The following is a 12,949-nucleotide window of genomic DNA, read 5'->3' as shown; positions in this document are numbered from 1 at the left end:
TTTATCTATAGATGCTTTCGTAATCGATTTAGCTTTTTATCAACATGTTATATTATTAATTTTTATCCAAACTAATAAATTTTATCAACAAAAATTTTATATATTTAATAGTCCGTGCTAACATTTCGAAAATTTATTTAAGGAGAGTAGATGAAAAAAATTTTACTTTTAGGAGCCGTTTGTTGTATGTTGTCAGCTGATGTTAAAACTGTTAATATAAGCCCAGATGAGATAAAAAAATATGATCAGATTATCGATATAAGAACTCCATCTGAGTGGCAAGAGACTGGCGTTATCGCAGGTGCAAAGACTATAACTTTTAATCCAAACGATAAGAGTGCATTTTTAGAGGAGCTTTCAAAGGCAGTTGATGTTAAAAAAACTATTGCTCTTGTTTGTAGAAGTGGCAGAAGAAGCACAGCAGCAGCCGCAGCGATAGATAGCTCGGATCTTAAGATAATAAATTTAGATGGAGGTATGAGTAGCTTGATCGAGCAAGGCTATAAAACTACGCCTTATAAAAAATAGACAAATTTTGTGATCCTACATTTGACTACAAGATAATTTTATTTTGTAGTCAAATTTTATATCAAATAATAAAATTTATTATTTGATTAACCACCGATTAACTCTAACTATATATAATTTCATCATATTTATAATAAAGAAGGAGACAAAATGTCAAAAGTTATTTTACAATTAAATGTTATTCAGGCTGATGCAAATGCACTTTATATTAAATTTCACGATCTTCACTGGAATGTAAAAGGTATTCAATTTTTTAGCGTTCATGAATATACAGAAAAAGCTTATGAAGATATGAGTGAGATATTTGACGATGCAGCTGAGAGGGCTCTTATGCTTGGTGGTAGACCTATAGTTAAGGCTGAGGAACTAGCAAAAGTTACTCACATCAAACACGAGCCAAAAGAAATTTATACTCCAACTGAGGTTTTAGAGATTGTCTTAGCTGATTATAAACACCTTTTGGGTGAGTTTAAAAAACTTGACGAGCTTGCAGAAGGTGATACAACAACTCAAATGTATGCACAAGATCAAATCGCAAAATTTGAAAAAGCGATCTGGATGCTAAACGCAACACTTAGCAAATAACTACTAGCGGGAGTTTTCCCGCTCTATCTAAATAAATTCTACTTTTTGGCGATATTGATTTTATAAATTTTAAGGGAGCCAAAATGAAAATTTCTCAAATCACAAACTCATACAATAGTTCAAGCCTAAAAGAAAATGTAAAATCAGAAATTTTACTTCATAAAGATGAAAAGGATATCTCTAAAAAAGCGTCCGAAATTACAAATTTAACGGCCAAAGATATTTCAAATAGCTACTTTTTGCAGTATCAAAAAGAGATCGTTAAAAGTAGTAGTTCAAATTTATTAGCTCAAGGTGGTTTAAGCTTTAATGTGCCTAAAAATTTATCAGAAATTTTATCAGGACTTGATCTTGCAAGTATCGGCTATAAAGGTAAATCTTTAAACGAGCTAAGTAGTGACGAGACAAATGATCTTATTAGCGAGAATGGATTTTTTGGTATCGCAAATACGGCTGATAGGATAGCTAGCTTTGTGCTAAATGGTGCAGGTGATGACGTGGAAAAACTAAAAGCCGGTAGAGAGGGCGTGGCAAAGGGTTTTGAGGATGCGAAAAAAATTTGGGGAGGTGAGCTCCCTGAAATTTCTCAAAAAACTATTGAAAAGACCCTAGAGAGTCTTGATAAAAAGATCGCCGAGCTTGGCGGTAACTTTTTAAATGTTTCAGCTTAACTATCTTAGGCAGACTCGCCTAAGATAAATTTGTATGATCGTGTATATAAATTTAGATACGAGCCTTTAATTTTCCGCAAAATTTATTTAATCTTAAAAGTTATACTCCGCCGTTTTACACTAAGGAGAAGAGATGAAAGCTAAAATTTTACTTCCACTGGCAACTACTATCATGTTTTTGGGTTGCTCATTTTTTGAGGATAACCCACCAGTGCGAAAACAGCCAAGACATGACATGCAAAATACACCAGCAAAAAGCTCGATTAAAGGTTTTATAAAAGAGGTTACTTATAAAGATTCAAAATACTGCTATGAAATAGTGGCGAGCGATACAAAAAACCATAAACTCAATAAAGCAAATTTTTGTGCAAATAGATACTATTATGATAAAGGCGACTTAGTCTATGCGACTTTTTATGCAGATAAACTTATAGATATGCTTCTTATAAAAGAGGGTGGCTCTAGTGGCTTATATAATGGTATAAAAAAGCCACAAAATGAAGTGATTATTAAAAGAAAAAATGTAAAAACAAATATCGAAGTGCCAAAAGAGGAAAAAATTTCTTTTTAATTACCGTTGATTTACTGCTTGCTTATATAATTTCAACAGCAATCAAAACTAGAACTCCTTTTAAGGGGCAAAGCAATGGCCCCTTTTTCTTTTTACTCCTTTAAAATTTTGTCCTTGTTTTATTTAAAATTATCAACTTTTATATATTTTTGATTAATTACGGTAAACGATCGGTAACTGAAATTAAAAATTTTAAGCTTCATGTTAAATTTTATTGATTATAATCGTCGACACAAAACCTTAAAAGGAGAAAAAATGAAACTAACAAAAATTAGTTTAGCCGCTTTGGTTGCTTTAGGTGCATTTTCAAGCGTAGCAAGTGCTACTCCACTTGAAGAAGCTATAAAAAATGTAGATCTTTCAGGATTTGCAAGATATAGATATACTCATACTCATGAGTATGACAAAAGACAAGAAAATGTCATAAAAGCCAATGACGCAAAACATAACTTTAAAATGATTACAAATTTTAAAGCTGCCATCGATGATAACTTCTTTGGTGTTATCGGCCTAAGATATAATGCAAACGATGGTTCAGGTGATAATGTAGACGCAGGAACAGACAAGACAGATACAAAGACACCTTTTAATGTTCACCAATTCTATCTTGGTTATAAAGCTGGAAATACTACTATAACAGCTGGCAAACAAGAGATTGGCTCATACTTTACAGATGATGCTATCGGTACTGGCGTAAGAGTAGTAAATGAAGATATTGAAGGTCTTACCCTAACAGCTTTAGCTTTTGATGCACTAGAGGGTGGAGATGAAAGCGATGGCGATCTATATAAAACAAACGTAACTAATAACCTAAATGGTTACGATGTTGGAAATCTATATGCAGCTGGTATAGTTGGCTCATATGACCCTATCAACTTCCAACTATGGTATGCTAGTCTAACAAATCTAGCTGACCTACTTGCAGCTGATGTTTCAGCAAATTTTGCTATTAATGATGATATTAGCTTAGGTGGTAGAATCAACTATGTAAATAGTACAGCTGATAAAGAAGCAAAAAATCATTTATCTTCATTAAATGGTTATAAATATAATGATGGTAACTTCTATGCTGGTGAACTTTCAGCTTCACTATTTGGTCTTGATTTATCTGCTGGCTATATAGGTTGGAAAGTTCAAGATAAAGGTGCAACATCATTTAGTTTTGAAGATCAGGGTTCTTTGATAGATGCTGGTGAAGATGTATTTGATTGGACGCTTACAGAAGGTAAAGGTAACTTCTTCTATGCAACAAGTGCATATGCATTTGATAAATTTACAGTTGGCTTGGATTATGTAAAAGGCAATATAAAAACTGCAGGAGCAAATAATCAAGATGTAAAAGAGAAAATAGAAGAATTTGTTCCAAGATTTGCTTATCAATACAGTAAGAAGTTGAAATTTAGCTCATTCTACTCTTTCCAAACACATAAATTTGCTAATGATGTTAAAGCAAAAGAAGATAAATTTAGATTTGAGGCTAAATACTCATTCTAACCGTAACTCATTAATCAACTTATGATATAATCCCGGGTCGGAGTAATCTGATCCGGGATTTTTAAATTTAGAGCAAAATTTCAAGGAAAGTTATGAAAAGTATTAAAATTTCTTTTTTGGCGTGTTTTTTGGTGGCAAATGCCTTTGCAGCTTCACAAGTCTACTATATAGAAGCTCGTGGTGATTTTGGTAAAGAACTTGCTGAAATGGCAAAAAAGCAGGCCAATGATAGAAATGAAAAAGTAAATGTCTATGTCGATGAAGATCCAAGACGTTATAAAGATAATAGAATTTTAAAATTAGGTGTTGATAGAAAGGGCAGATATAGCGTTTCTTTAGGTAAGGAGCTTTATGAAAAGCAATGTGCTAGCTGTCATGGCGAGAATGCTGATAAAAGGCCATTTGGTTCAACACCTCTAAAAAATATGGATGCTAAAGATATTGAAGATAGTATCATCTCTTATAGAAGTGACTCAAGTTTTGGTGGAAGCGGTAAAAATGTAATGCAAAACCAAGCTAAAATTCTTTTAAATAATGATCTTGGTGCGATTCTTGCCTATCTAAAAGGCAAAGATGCATTTGCTGAACAAGACACAAATGAAAACAAACCAGTCTCTACTCAAACAAAGCAAGGCAGTTATTTAAGATAAGTTTCACTTTGATAGCTTTGTCATAATATAAATAAAAGGAAGCAGATGTTAAATCCAAGATCATTATTTTTAAGTATGGGCTCGGCTATCGTTTTGATGATAATCTTTGCCATAGCTAGCGGAGCCGCTACGATAATAGAAAGTAAAACTAGCACAGAAGCTGCCTGGTACTATGTTTATGGTGCCAGCTGGTTTGCGCTCATTCAACTACTTCTTGGCATAAATTTGACCTATAATATCTTTAGATATAACTTAATAGACCCCAAAAAACTTCCTTCGCTTATCTTTCATCTTGGTTTTATAGTTATCTTAATCGGTGCCGGAATAACAAGATACATTGGCTTTGAGGCTGATATGCATATAAGAGAAAAAACTCAGTCAAATATCGTTACGACAAAAATATCCTATTTAAATTTAACCGCATTAAACGATAATGGAGAAGAGATAAACGCTGCTTTGCCACTAGGAATTTCTGATGCAAAAAAAGGTTTTGATCTAAAGCTAAAAATAGCAGATAATGAAGCTAATTTAAAATTTAAAGAATTTGTGCCAAATGCAAGTTATAAGTTTGTGGATGATAAAAATGGGCAACCAGTAGTGGAATTTGTGGTTTCAAACGAGAGTGAAAGTGAAGAAATTTTCTTGTTAGAAGAAGAGGAAGCAAGGGTTGCAGATATTAGTTTTATCTTTAATGCTAAGCCAGACGAGAGCAAAAAATATGTACTTTTTAAATTAGTGGACGGAAATTTCACAGTTACTTCAAATACTAATCTTTCAAAATTTACAATGAGTGATAGTTCAAAAACTGAGTTAAAAGCTGGTAGCGTAAATGAATTTGGCATGGGTAGTCTTTATACTATTTCAAATATAAATTTTGCTCCAAGATTAGTTTCAGCTCATGCCTCAAGGAAGCTAGTTAGCACAAAAGATAGCGAATTTAACGCCTTGATAGCTGAATTAAATTATAAAGGCGAGAGTAAAGAGATGCATATTTTTTATAACCTAACAGAGCCTTCACGCTTGGCTGTGGCTGGACAAAAATTTAACGCTTCATGGGGTGCGCAGCAAGTTAAACTCCCGTTTAGCCTATACTTAAAAGACTTTGAGCTTAAAAGATATCCTGGCTCAAATTCGCCTATGAGCTATTCAAGTGAAGTTATTGTAAAAGATGATACAAACATGTCAGGGCTTGACTATAAAATTTATATGAATCATGTACTTGACTATGATGGCTATAGATTTTTCCAAAGCTCATACGATACAGACGAAAAAGGAACCATTCTCTCTGTCAATAAAGATCCAGGCAAGATACCAACTTATATCGGGTACTTTTTACTTGGGCTTGGCTTTGTGTTAAATGTTGTAAATCCTGGTAGCCGTTTTAGAAAACTAGCTAAGTTAATAGACAATGAATCAACAAAGGGTGGTAAAAAGGTTGTTGCTATCATTGCCATTATGCTTTTAAGTTTAAATTTTAGCTCATTAAAGGCTGAAGACTTTTTGCCTAATATCAGCAAAGAGCACACACAAAAGCTTTCTAGACTTATTGTGCAAAGCTCAGATGGTAGAATGAAGCCATTTGACACTCTTAGCAAAGAAATTTTAAATAAAATACATAGAAGCGAGAGTATAAATAGCCTAAACTCGAATCAAGCAATGCTTTCAATAATGGTAACGCCTGATTTTTGGCGAAGTGAAAAAATTATCTCACTTGGACAAAGTAAGGAGCTAAAAAAAGAGCTTGGCATAGATGAAAATGCAAAATATGCAAGTTTTAATGATTTTTTTAGAGCCACAAAAGATGGTGGAAGTGAATATAAACTCACAAAATTTGCTGAAATTGCTAATCGCAAACACCCTGGATCACGCAATACATTTGATAAAGATGTGATAAAGATCGACGAGAGATTGAATGTTTTTTATATGATATTTATTGGTGAAATTTTTAAAATTTTTCCAAAACAAGATGACCCATCAAACTCTTGGTATTCGCCTGCTAGTGCAATGATGTACTTTCCGCCTAAAGAGGCTGATCTGGTCATTAATATGATGAGAGAGTATTTTGCAGCAGTTGATGCAGCAACAAAAGATAATGATTGGAGTAAGGCTGATGTTGCGCTTGATAAAATTTCAGCCTATCAGCAAAAGTACGGTTCTGCTGTAATGCCAAGTGAAGAAAAGATAAATATAGAAATTTTGTTTAATAAAATTCAAATTTTTGAGCGATTGACACCGGTTTATCTTTTGGCTGGCCTTGCGCTTTTATTTTTTGTTTTTGTCAAAATGCTAGCTCCAAAAGTTCAGATAAATGGTATTGTAAGAGTTGTATACATTATAAATTTACTAGCTTTTCTTGCTCACACTGTTGGACTTGGACTTCGTTGGTACATTGCTGAGCATGCGCCTTGGAGTAACGCTTATGAATCGATGGTCTATATCGCTTGGGCTCTAGGATTTTCTGGTATCGTCTTTGCAAAACGTAGCCCTATTGCTCTTGCTCTTACGTCTATATTGGCTGGTGTTACATTATTTGTTGCGCACCTTAGCTGGATGGATCCACAGATCACTACACTTGTGCCAGTGCTTCAAAGCTACTGGCTAACAATACACGTTTCTGTCATTACTGCAAGTTATGGATTTTTAGGACTTTGTGCATTACTTGGTGGCTTCACGCTATTGCTTATCATTTTACAGAATAAGAAAAAGCCAAATCCAGAAATTTCTCGCAATATCCTCGAAGCTACCCGTATAAATGAGATGGCTATGATACTAGGACTTAGCTTGCTTACTCTTGGAAATTTCCTAGGCGGTGTCTGGGCGAACGAGAGTTGGGGCAGATATTGGGGCTGGGATAGTAAGGAGACTTGGGCACTAGTTTCGATACTTGTTTATGCTGCAGTTCTTCATATAAGATTTATTCCAAGGCTAAACAATCAATATGCGTTTGCAGTTGCTTCGTTCTTTGCTTATTGGTCGATTATTATGACTTATTTTGGTGTAAATTTTTATTTAGCCGGCATGCACTCATATGCAGCAGGAGATCCATTACCAGTGCCTGATTTTGTTTGGATTAGTATCGTAATAATGGTGCTTATGAGTATTTTGGCATTTACAAAGCGGTCACTTTGCTCAAGGCTTTAGATGCTAATAAAAGGTCTAATAGTTTTCTTTGTTGTGTTGCTATTAATTGCAATTTGTGTGTTAATCTATATACTTTTAAGAAATAGGGATTATAGCACCGAAACAAAGGAGCTTGCATTAGAAAAAGAAGAGATAACAATCGAAAAGCTTGAAAAGCTTGCGGGTGATAATAGTCTAAGTAAAAACGAGCTTTTCGAACTCATTCAAGTCTTTGTAGGAAATTTTAGTATACCAGCTAAAAATAACCAAGTCATGCCAAAAGAGGCAAATAACTATATAAATTTCATAATTTTAATCTGCTCTCATAAAAATTCTGATGCGAAACTCATCAGTTTTTTAGACAAAGAGGCTAAAAAGAAAAATCCAAGCTACATTGTCGAAATAGAAGAGAGTGAGAAAATTGGCATAGAAAATCGCAAAAATCGTAGATAAATTTATTTAAAAAAGTGTAGTTAAAATATCTTAAAATTAAGTTTGGTATAAAAATGAGTTCTTATGATTTTGATTCTATGTACGTGATATTTCTTATTTTATTTTCAATCGTATTGCCTATATTTTTGATAATCCCAGCAGGTAGATATAACATAAAGGTTTATGCGAGTAAATTTGATCTAATCGGACTTCATCTAATTTTTCCAATCATTATATTGCCTGCTTTGGTAGGTACTTTTATTTTAGTTTGTAGCTTTTTAAATATTTCAGATTATACTGGTTTGAGCTTTGTATTCTATGCTTTTTTGATTTTAATGATAGCCTATATAATTTATGGCTTTTATATTTGTATCAAATATAACTACGGCTTTTTTGATTGCATTGTAGCGCTTTTCTTAAGATTTAATTATGTTACCCCGCTTATTTATCTGCTCTTTTTAGGCGGAAAAAACTACAAAGATGACAAAGAGATAACTTCTAAAAATATTAAAGACTTAAATCTTTTTGATCAGTTTAGATTTTCTATTTATAATTTAATTGCTATTAGAAACTAAAAGTATTTTAAGAGCATTAAAGGTTTTGCAATTAGAGAAAACGCCAAAAAGCAAGAGAAATTTTTACATTTAGTTTTTGCTTGGTTTTTAGGTCTTTTTTTGTTTTTAAAGTTTTAGTCCAAAGCAGGCTTTTGTTTTGTCTTATCGTTTTTAAGCTTATCTTTTTTGGCTTCAAACTCAGCTATTACATTTGCATCAGGAAATAAATATCCATCCTCAACCATCAGATCAACTGCCTTTTTAAACATAGGTAAGGCACTTTGAGCGCCGAAGTAGTAGTAAGGTCTTTTAGGATCCCTTGCTAGAACGCCTATTGTGTAGCTATTGCCTCTTGTGTCATTTACAAAGCCAAAAAATGAGCCATTGTAGGTATTGCTGTATCCACCACTACCTGAGGCAATGTGTGCAGTTCCAGTCTTGCCTCCTATCTCAAGTCCTGGCGTAAAGGCTTTTAGTCCAGTACCTTTCTCAACCGTTTTTATTAAAATTCTCTTCATTATCTTTGCGGTTTCTTGTGATATAACTTGAGCTGGCTCGGACTTTGGCAAATCGTATCTTTTTCCATTCCTCTCTAAGTAGGCAACCATGTGAGGAGTAACTTCAATGCCTTTATTGTTAAATGTATTATAGGCTTTTAAAAGCTGCATAAATGTAGCTTGCAAGCCGTATCCGTAGCTCACAGTCGCCTTATATGTCGATGAGTTTAGCTTTGTAACTGTTGGCATCATACCTACTTGCTCGTAAGGTAGATCTATGCCAGTCTTTCTTGAAAAGCCAAAATTTAAAAGCCCTTGATAAATTTGTGGCCCATTTAAACGCTCAACAAGCTGAATCATACCGATGTTTGAACTGTGCACGATTATATCTTCAGCGCTCATAAAAGGCTCTGGATGGGTATCTTTGATTATCCTTTTGCCAAGTTGATATCGGCCATTATAGGTATTTACAAGCTCAAATGGATTTACTTTCTTCTCTTGAAGTAAGATAGAAAATATAAATGGCTTAAAAACTGAGCCAACTTCATAAGCATATTCACTAACGGTCGAATTTAGAGCGCTATAATCTTGCTTTCTTATGTTTGAAGGATCATATCTTGAGCTAGAAGCTAGGGCTAAAATTTCTCCATTTTTGCTATTCATTATGCAGATGACTAACTCTTTTGCATCTAGAAATTCACGTTTTTCATCTAAAATTTGCTCTAACTTGGTTTGAAATTTAAGCGGTACAGAAAGCACTGCGTTGTAGCCATCAACCCTCGTTGCTAAATTTGAATCACTAGTTAAAATTATATTATTTCCGATATCACGCGGACCGAGGATTTTGGCGTTTTGTATCGGAGCTAGGTAGTCCTCGTAGTATCTCTCAAGTCCTTTTACACCTTTGCTTTTAGTAAGTGCGTCGCTCTCTGTTTTGCTCACGTAGCCAATAGCTGGCGTTAGGGCGTCTTTTGACATAAATTTACGGTTTTGACCGCTCTCCATCACGCGCATACCTTGAAATGAGGCAAGCCCAGTTTTTGGATCAAGATACGAGATCAAAATGCCCTTACGGTTTAGCTTTCTAGAGAGCTCTTGAAGATAGGTAGCGCCCTTTGCGTCGATGCTGTAAGAGAGCGTGACAAGGCCTTTTGTGCCGTTTATGATCTTTCTTACTTTGTTTGGATCGTCGCCGCTATAAAGTGAGTAGAGCTTGATAAACATCTCTTTTTTGTTTGGATCGATGTTTCTGGTGTCAAGCATCACTTTGTAGAGTTTTTGGCTTGATGAGATGCTAAAGCCGTCTTTTGTGACGATGTTGCCTCGGATTGCGGTATTTACGTCGCTTGTTTGAAGCTTAGGAAGCTTTCGCTCGATGCTTGCTCTATAAAATATAACGAGCACAAAGATTGAAATTCCAAAAGTAATTAATAAAAAAAGTATGGTTATTTTTGATTTTCTGGAATTCATTCAATGGCTTAAATTTGCGTTCTTGAAATTTCTTTGTATGCGCTTAGTGCTTTGTTGCGAATCTCTAGCATAAGCTTCATGCTAGTCTCTGCTTTGCCTATCGCAATAGCAGCTTGGTGAAGATCTTTTACCTCGCCAGTTGCAAGATCGGCTATGGCTTTATCAGCGTTGATTTGGACTTTATTTAGCTCTTTTAAAGAGTCGTTTAAAGCATTTTCAAAGCCGCCTTCTTCGCCTGCTTTCGCTATTTTATTTGAATTTTCGTTTTTATTTATTTTGTCTAAATTTATACTATTTATCATTATGCTTGTCCTGAAATAAGTGATATCGCACTTTGTGCTATTGTTTTTGCGTTTTGAAAGGCTGCCACGTTTGCTTGATATGCTCTTGTTGCTTCAAGTAGGTCAGACATCTCAATAACCGGATTTATATTTGGAAATGCGACGTAGCCATTTGCATTTGCGTCTGGATGGCTTGGGTCATATTTTAGCTGAAAGTCCTTATCGTCACGCACCACTTTATCCACGATCACGCTAGTTAGGGCAGGGTGAGCGTTTCTTGGTGAGCTTGGGTCGTCGAGTGGATTTTCATACTCGAGTAGACTTTGTGAGTTTTTAAGCTGATCGTTTAAAATTTTATCAAAGTTCATCTCTTTAAAGATGACCTCTTGCCTTCTATATGGACCACCTTCAGTAGTTCTTGTGGTTTGAGTGTTTGCTATGTTTGAGCTGATGACGTTCATCCTGAAGCGTTGCGCGCTTAGTCCGTATCCGCTAATATCAAAATCATTTAAGTATGACATCGTCTCTCCTAGTTCTTAGCACTTGCGTCTATTACGCTTTTAAAGATATTGCTTTGAGCCTTGTAGGCGTTATCAAGGGCGTTTATCATAACTGTGTTTTTACCCATTTCTGTTGTCTCAACATCAAGATCGACTGTGTTTGCGTCGTTTCTAGCCATGTGGCCGTCACGCAAGAAAATTTGAGCTGTGTCGCTTTTTGGAAAATCAACCGCAGCCATATGCGCTTCGTTTGTCTTAGCAAGATGTAGCTTTTTTTGGCTTGAAGTGTTATAAATTTCATTTGCTTTTTCTCTTAAAACATCTTCAAATCTTACATCTCTAGCCTTGTAAAATGGCGTATCAACATTTGCAAGGTTGCCAGAGATGAGCTTTTGGCGTAGCTCTCTGCCTGCAAGGGCTGATTCGACGAGTGGGCTGGATTTTGATCTATCTAAAACAAACATTTAAAGTCCTTCTAAAATTTCACACATTTATAAGCAAATGATGTTCCAAATATAAGGCAAATTTATTTTGTTTCATAGATTTTTGCCAAATCTTCTTTCATTTTTGTGACTTTTATGCCGCCAAGATAGTATTTAACTCCGTATTGTCCGCTATCTACGTCTGTTAAAATTTGATATTCGCCGTCTTTTATCACCACTTTAAAAGGTAGCGCGATCTCATGTTTGTATTCGATATCTCTTACGATCTGCTCGGCAAGTCTGTCATTTATCTTTTGATCGTTTGTTATGAAGTAGTAGGCGTTAAATTTTTGCATAAATTCGTGCAAAACATACTCATTTGTGACATTTTCAAAATGAGTTAGTCCAATTAGTGTAAATTTATCTTTGTTTTCAAGCTGATATTTTGTAAGCTCAGCTGCCTCTTTTTGGCAAGGTGGGCAAAATGTACCAAAAATATCGATCATTAAAACTTTATTTTCATCATTTTTGATAGCAAAGCCATGATTTTTTCGAACTAAAGTAAGCTCCTTGCCGCTTACATCTACAAGCTTAACCTCTTCATTTGGACTAAATTCTTTAAAATTTACACTACTGCTCTCATCGTCACCACAGCCAAAAAAAGCAAATAAAGTGATTATTAAAACAAGCAAATTCTTCATCTTATCCCTTAAACATATCTTTTTATGGCAGCTCTTGCCTCTTTGTCTGCCTCGCGTCTTTTTAGAGTCTCGCGCTTGTCGTGTAAATTTTTACCTTTTGCGAGTGCAAGCCTTGCTTTTACGATGTTTTTATCACTCAAATAAAGTGCTAAAACAACTAGTGCTAGTCCATCTTGTGAGACTTGACCGAAAATTTTATCGATCTGCTTTCTATGCATCAAAAGTTTTCTGGCTGCTCGCTCATTTGGACGAAATGCGCTATGTGTAGTCTCAAGATAGCTGATGTGGGCGTTTAATAAAAAAAGCTCACCCTTTATGACACGCACAAAGCTATCTTTTAAATTTGCCCTGCCAGCCCTTAGTGCTTTGACCTCGCTGCCTTTTAGTACAATACCAGCCTCGAAGGTCTCAAGTATGCTAAAGTCGTGCAGAGCTTTCTTGTTTTTTGCTAGATCTTTTATCAAAATTTTACC

At 34.9% G+C, this 12,949-nt stretch carries 15 protein-coding genes; 9 read left to right on the top strand and 6 right to left on the bottom strand.

Features of this window, described 5'->3' with window-relative positions:
• Nucleotides 1-150: 150 nt before the first annotated feature.
• The 9 genes from CVS92_RS02235 to CVS92_RS02195 all read left to right on the top strand — a co-directional run bounded on the left by CVS92_RS02235 (nucleotide 151) and on the right by CVS92_RS02195 (nucleotide 8,626).
• Nucleotides 151-528, top strand: a complete 378-nt coding sequence (locus tag CVS92_RS02235; RefSeq protein WP_107788365.1) for a rhodanese-like domain-containing protein — start codon at nucleotides 151-153, stop codon at nucleotides 526-528.
• Nucleotides 529-678: 150 nt separating this feature from the next.
• Nucleotides 679-1,113: a Dps family protein gene (locus tag CVS92_RS02230; RefSeq protein WP_021090517.1), complete on the top strand. Its 435-nt coding sequence runs from the start codon at nucleotides 679-681 to the stop codon at nucleotides 1,111-1,113.
• A gap of 83 nt (nucleotides 1,114-1,196) precedes the next feature.
• Nucleotides 1,197-1,784 (top strand): hydrogenase-4 component G, encoded by a 588-nt coding sequence (locus tag CVS92_RS02225; protein WP_107788364.1) that lies wholly within the window; start codon nucleotides 1,197-1,199, stop codon nucleotides 1,782-1,784.
• Between the two features lie 133 nt (nucleotides 1,785-1,917).
• Nucleotides 1,918-2,355 (top strand): hypothetical protein, encoded by a 438-nt coding sequence (locus CVS92_RS02220; protein WP_107788363.1) that lies wholly within the window; start codon nucleotides 1,918-1,920, stop codon nucleotides 2,353-2,355.
• A 255-nt stretch (nucleotides 2,356-2,610) separates the two neighbouring features.
• Nucleotides 2,611-3,849 carry an OprD family outer membrane porin gene (locus CVS92_RS02215; protein ID WP_107788362.1) on the top strand — a complete coding sequence of 413 codons (1,239 nt, stop codon included), beginning with the start codon at nucleotides 2,611-2,613 and terminating at the stop codon, nucleotides 3,847-3,849.
• Between the two features lie 92 nt (nucleotides 3,850-3,941).
• Nucleotides 3,942-4,499 (top strand): c-type cytochrome, encoded by a 558-nt coding sequence (locus tag CVS92_RS02210; RefSeq protein WP_107788361.1) that lies wholly within the window; start codon nucleotides 3,942-3,944, stop codon nucleotides 4,497-4,499.
• Between the two features lie 45 nt (nucleotides 4,500-4,544).
• Nucleotides 4,545-7,640 carry a cytochrome c biogenesis protein CcsA gene (gene ccsA / locus CVS92_RS02205; protein WP_107788360.1) on the top strand — a complete coding sequence of 1,032 codons (3,096 nt, stop codon included), beginning with the start codon at nucleotides 4,545-4,547 and terminating at the stop codon, nucleotides 7,638-7,640.
• Entirely contained in the window at nucleotides 7,641-8,072 is a 432-nt protein-coding gene (locus CVS92_RS02200) for a fatty-acid--CoA ligase (protein WP_107788359.1), read from the top strand. It begins immediately after the preceding gene.
• Nucleotides 8,073-8,125: 53 nt separating this feature from the next.
• On the top strand, nucleotides 8,126-8,626 hold the full coding sequence (locus CVS92_RS02195; RefSeq protein WP_234398682.1) for a hypothetical protein: 501 nt from the start codon (nucleotides 8,126-8,128) through the stop codon (nucleotides 8,624-8,626).
• 113 nt (nucleotides 8,627-8,739) lie between these two features.
• Here the strand turns inward: CVS92_RS02195 and CVS92_RS02190 are convergent, their stop codons facing one another.
• The 6 genes from CVS92_RS02190 to smpB all read right to left on the bottom strand — a co-directional run bounded on the left by CVS92_RS02190 (nucleotide 8,740) and on the right by smpB (nucleotide 12,937).
• Nucleotides 8,740-10,572: a peptidoglycan D,D-transpeptidase FtsI family protein gene (locus CVS92_RS02190; RefSeq protein WP_107788358.1), complete on the bottom strand. Its 1,833-nt coding sequence runs from the start codon at nucleotides 10,570-10,572 to the stop codon at nucleotides 8,740-8,742.
• Between the two features lie 8 nt (nucleotides 10,573-10,580).
• Nucleotides 10,581-10,874 (bottom strand): flagellar hook-basal body complex protein FliE, encoded by a 294-nt coding sequence (gene fliE / locus CVS92_RS02185; RefSeq protein WP_021090507.1) that lies wholly within the window; start codon nucleotides 10,872-10,874, stop codon nucleotides 10,581-10,583.
• Nucleotides 10,874-11,374: a flagellar basal body rod protein FlgC gene (gene flgC / locus CVS92_RS02180; protein WP_107788357.1), complete on the bottom strand. Its 501-nt coding sequence runs from the start codon at nucleotides 11,372-11,374 to the stop codon at nucleotides 10,874-10,876. The genes fliE and flgC overlap by 1 nt, the downstream gene beginning before the upstream one ends.
• An 8-nt stretch (nucleotides 11,375-11,382) precedes the next feature.
• The gene (gene flgB / locus CVS92_RS02175; protein WP_107788356.1) at nucleotides 11,383-11,817 is read right to left on the bottom strand and encodes a flagellar basal body rod protein FlgB; all 435 of its coding nucleotides are present in this window, start codon (nucleotides 11,815-11,817) and stop codon (nucleotides 11,383-11,385) included.
• Nucleotides 11,818-11,879: 62 nt separating this feature from the next.
• Nucleotides 11,880-12,476: a thioredoxin gene (locus CVS92_RS02170; protein ID WP_107788355.1), complete on the bottom strand. Its 597-nt coding sequence runs from the start codon at nucleotides 12,474-12,476 to the stop codon at nucleotides 11,880-11,882.
• 8 nt (nucleotides 12,477-12,484) lie between these two features.
• Nucleotides 12,485-12,937: an SsrA-binding protein SmpB gene (gene smpB / locus CVS92_RS02165; protein WP_035170093.1), complete on the bottom strand. Its 453-nt coding sequence runs from the start codon at nucleotides 12,935-12,937 to the stop codon at nucleotides 12,485-12,487.
• Nucleotides 12,938-12,949 lie beyond the last annotated feature (12 nt).

Source organism: Campylobacter concisus (assembly GCF_003048555.1).
GTDB classification, from domain to species: Bacteria; Campylobacterota; Campylobacteria; order Campylobacterales; family Campylobacteraceae; genus Campylobacter_A; species Campylobacter_A concisus_AO.
This window is presented reverse-complemented; position numbering and strand designations above follow the sequence as displayed.

Bases quoted from the DNA above. Each gene is read 5' to 3' on its own strand.
- CVS92_RS02170 (WP_107788355.1), bottom strand. From the start codon at position 12,476: ATGAAGAATTTGCTTGTTTTAATAATCACTTTATTTGCTTTTTTTGGC.
- flgC (WP_107788357.1), bottom strand. From the start codon at position 11,374: ATGTCATACTTAAATGATTTTGATATTAGCGGATACGGACTAAGCGCG.
- ccsA (WP_107788360.1), top strand. From the start codon at position 4,545: ATGTTAAATCCAAGATCATTATTTTTAAGTATGGGCTCGGCTATCGTT.
- CVS92_RS02235 (WP_107788365.1), top strand. From the start codon at position 151: ATGAAAAAAATTTTACTTTTAGGAGCCGTTTGTTGTATGTTGTCAGCT.
- fliE (WP_021090507.1), bottom strand. From the start codon at position 10,874: ATGATAAATAGTATAAATTTAGACAAAATAAATAAAAACGAAAATTCA.
- CVS92_RS02215 (WP_107788362.1), top strand. From the start codon at position 2,611: ATGAAACTAACAAAAATTAGTTTAGCCGCTTTGGTTGCTTTAGGTGCA.
- flgB (WP_107788356.1), bottom strand. From the start codon at position 11,817: ATGTTTGTTTTAGATAGATCAAAATCCAGCCCACTCGTCGAATCAGCC.
- CVS92_RS02225 (WP_107788364.1), top strand. From the start codon at position 1,197: ATGAAAATTTCTCAAATCACAAACTCATACAATAGTTCAAGCCTAAAA.
- CVS92_RS02210 (WP_107788361.1), top strand. From the start codon at position 3,942: ATGAAAAGTATTAAAATTTCTTTTTTGGCGTGTTTTTTGGTGGCAAAT.
- CVS92_RS02195 (WP_234398682.1), top strand. From the start codon at position 8,126: ATGAGTTCTTATGATTTTGATTCTATGTACGTGATATTTCTTATTTTA.
- CVS92_RS02190 (WP_107788358.1), bottom strand. From the start codon at position 10,572: ATGAATTCCAGAAAATCAAAAATAACCATACTTTTTTTATTAATTACT.
- CVS92_RS02220 (WP_107788363.1), top strand. From the start codon at position 1,918: ATGAAAGCTAAAATTTTACTTCCACTGGCAACTACTATCATGTTTTTG.
- CVS92_RS02200 (WP_107788359.1), top strand. From the start codon at position 7,641: ATGCTAATAAAAGGTCTAATAGTTTTCTTTGTTGTGTTGCTATTAATT.
- CVS92_RS02230 (WP_021090517.1), top strand. From the start codon at position 679: ATGTCAAAAGTTATTTTACAATTAAATGTTATTCAGGCTGATGCAAAT.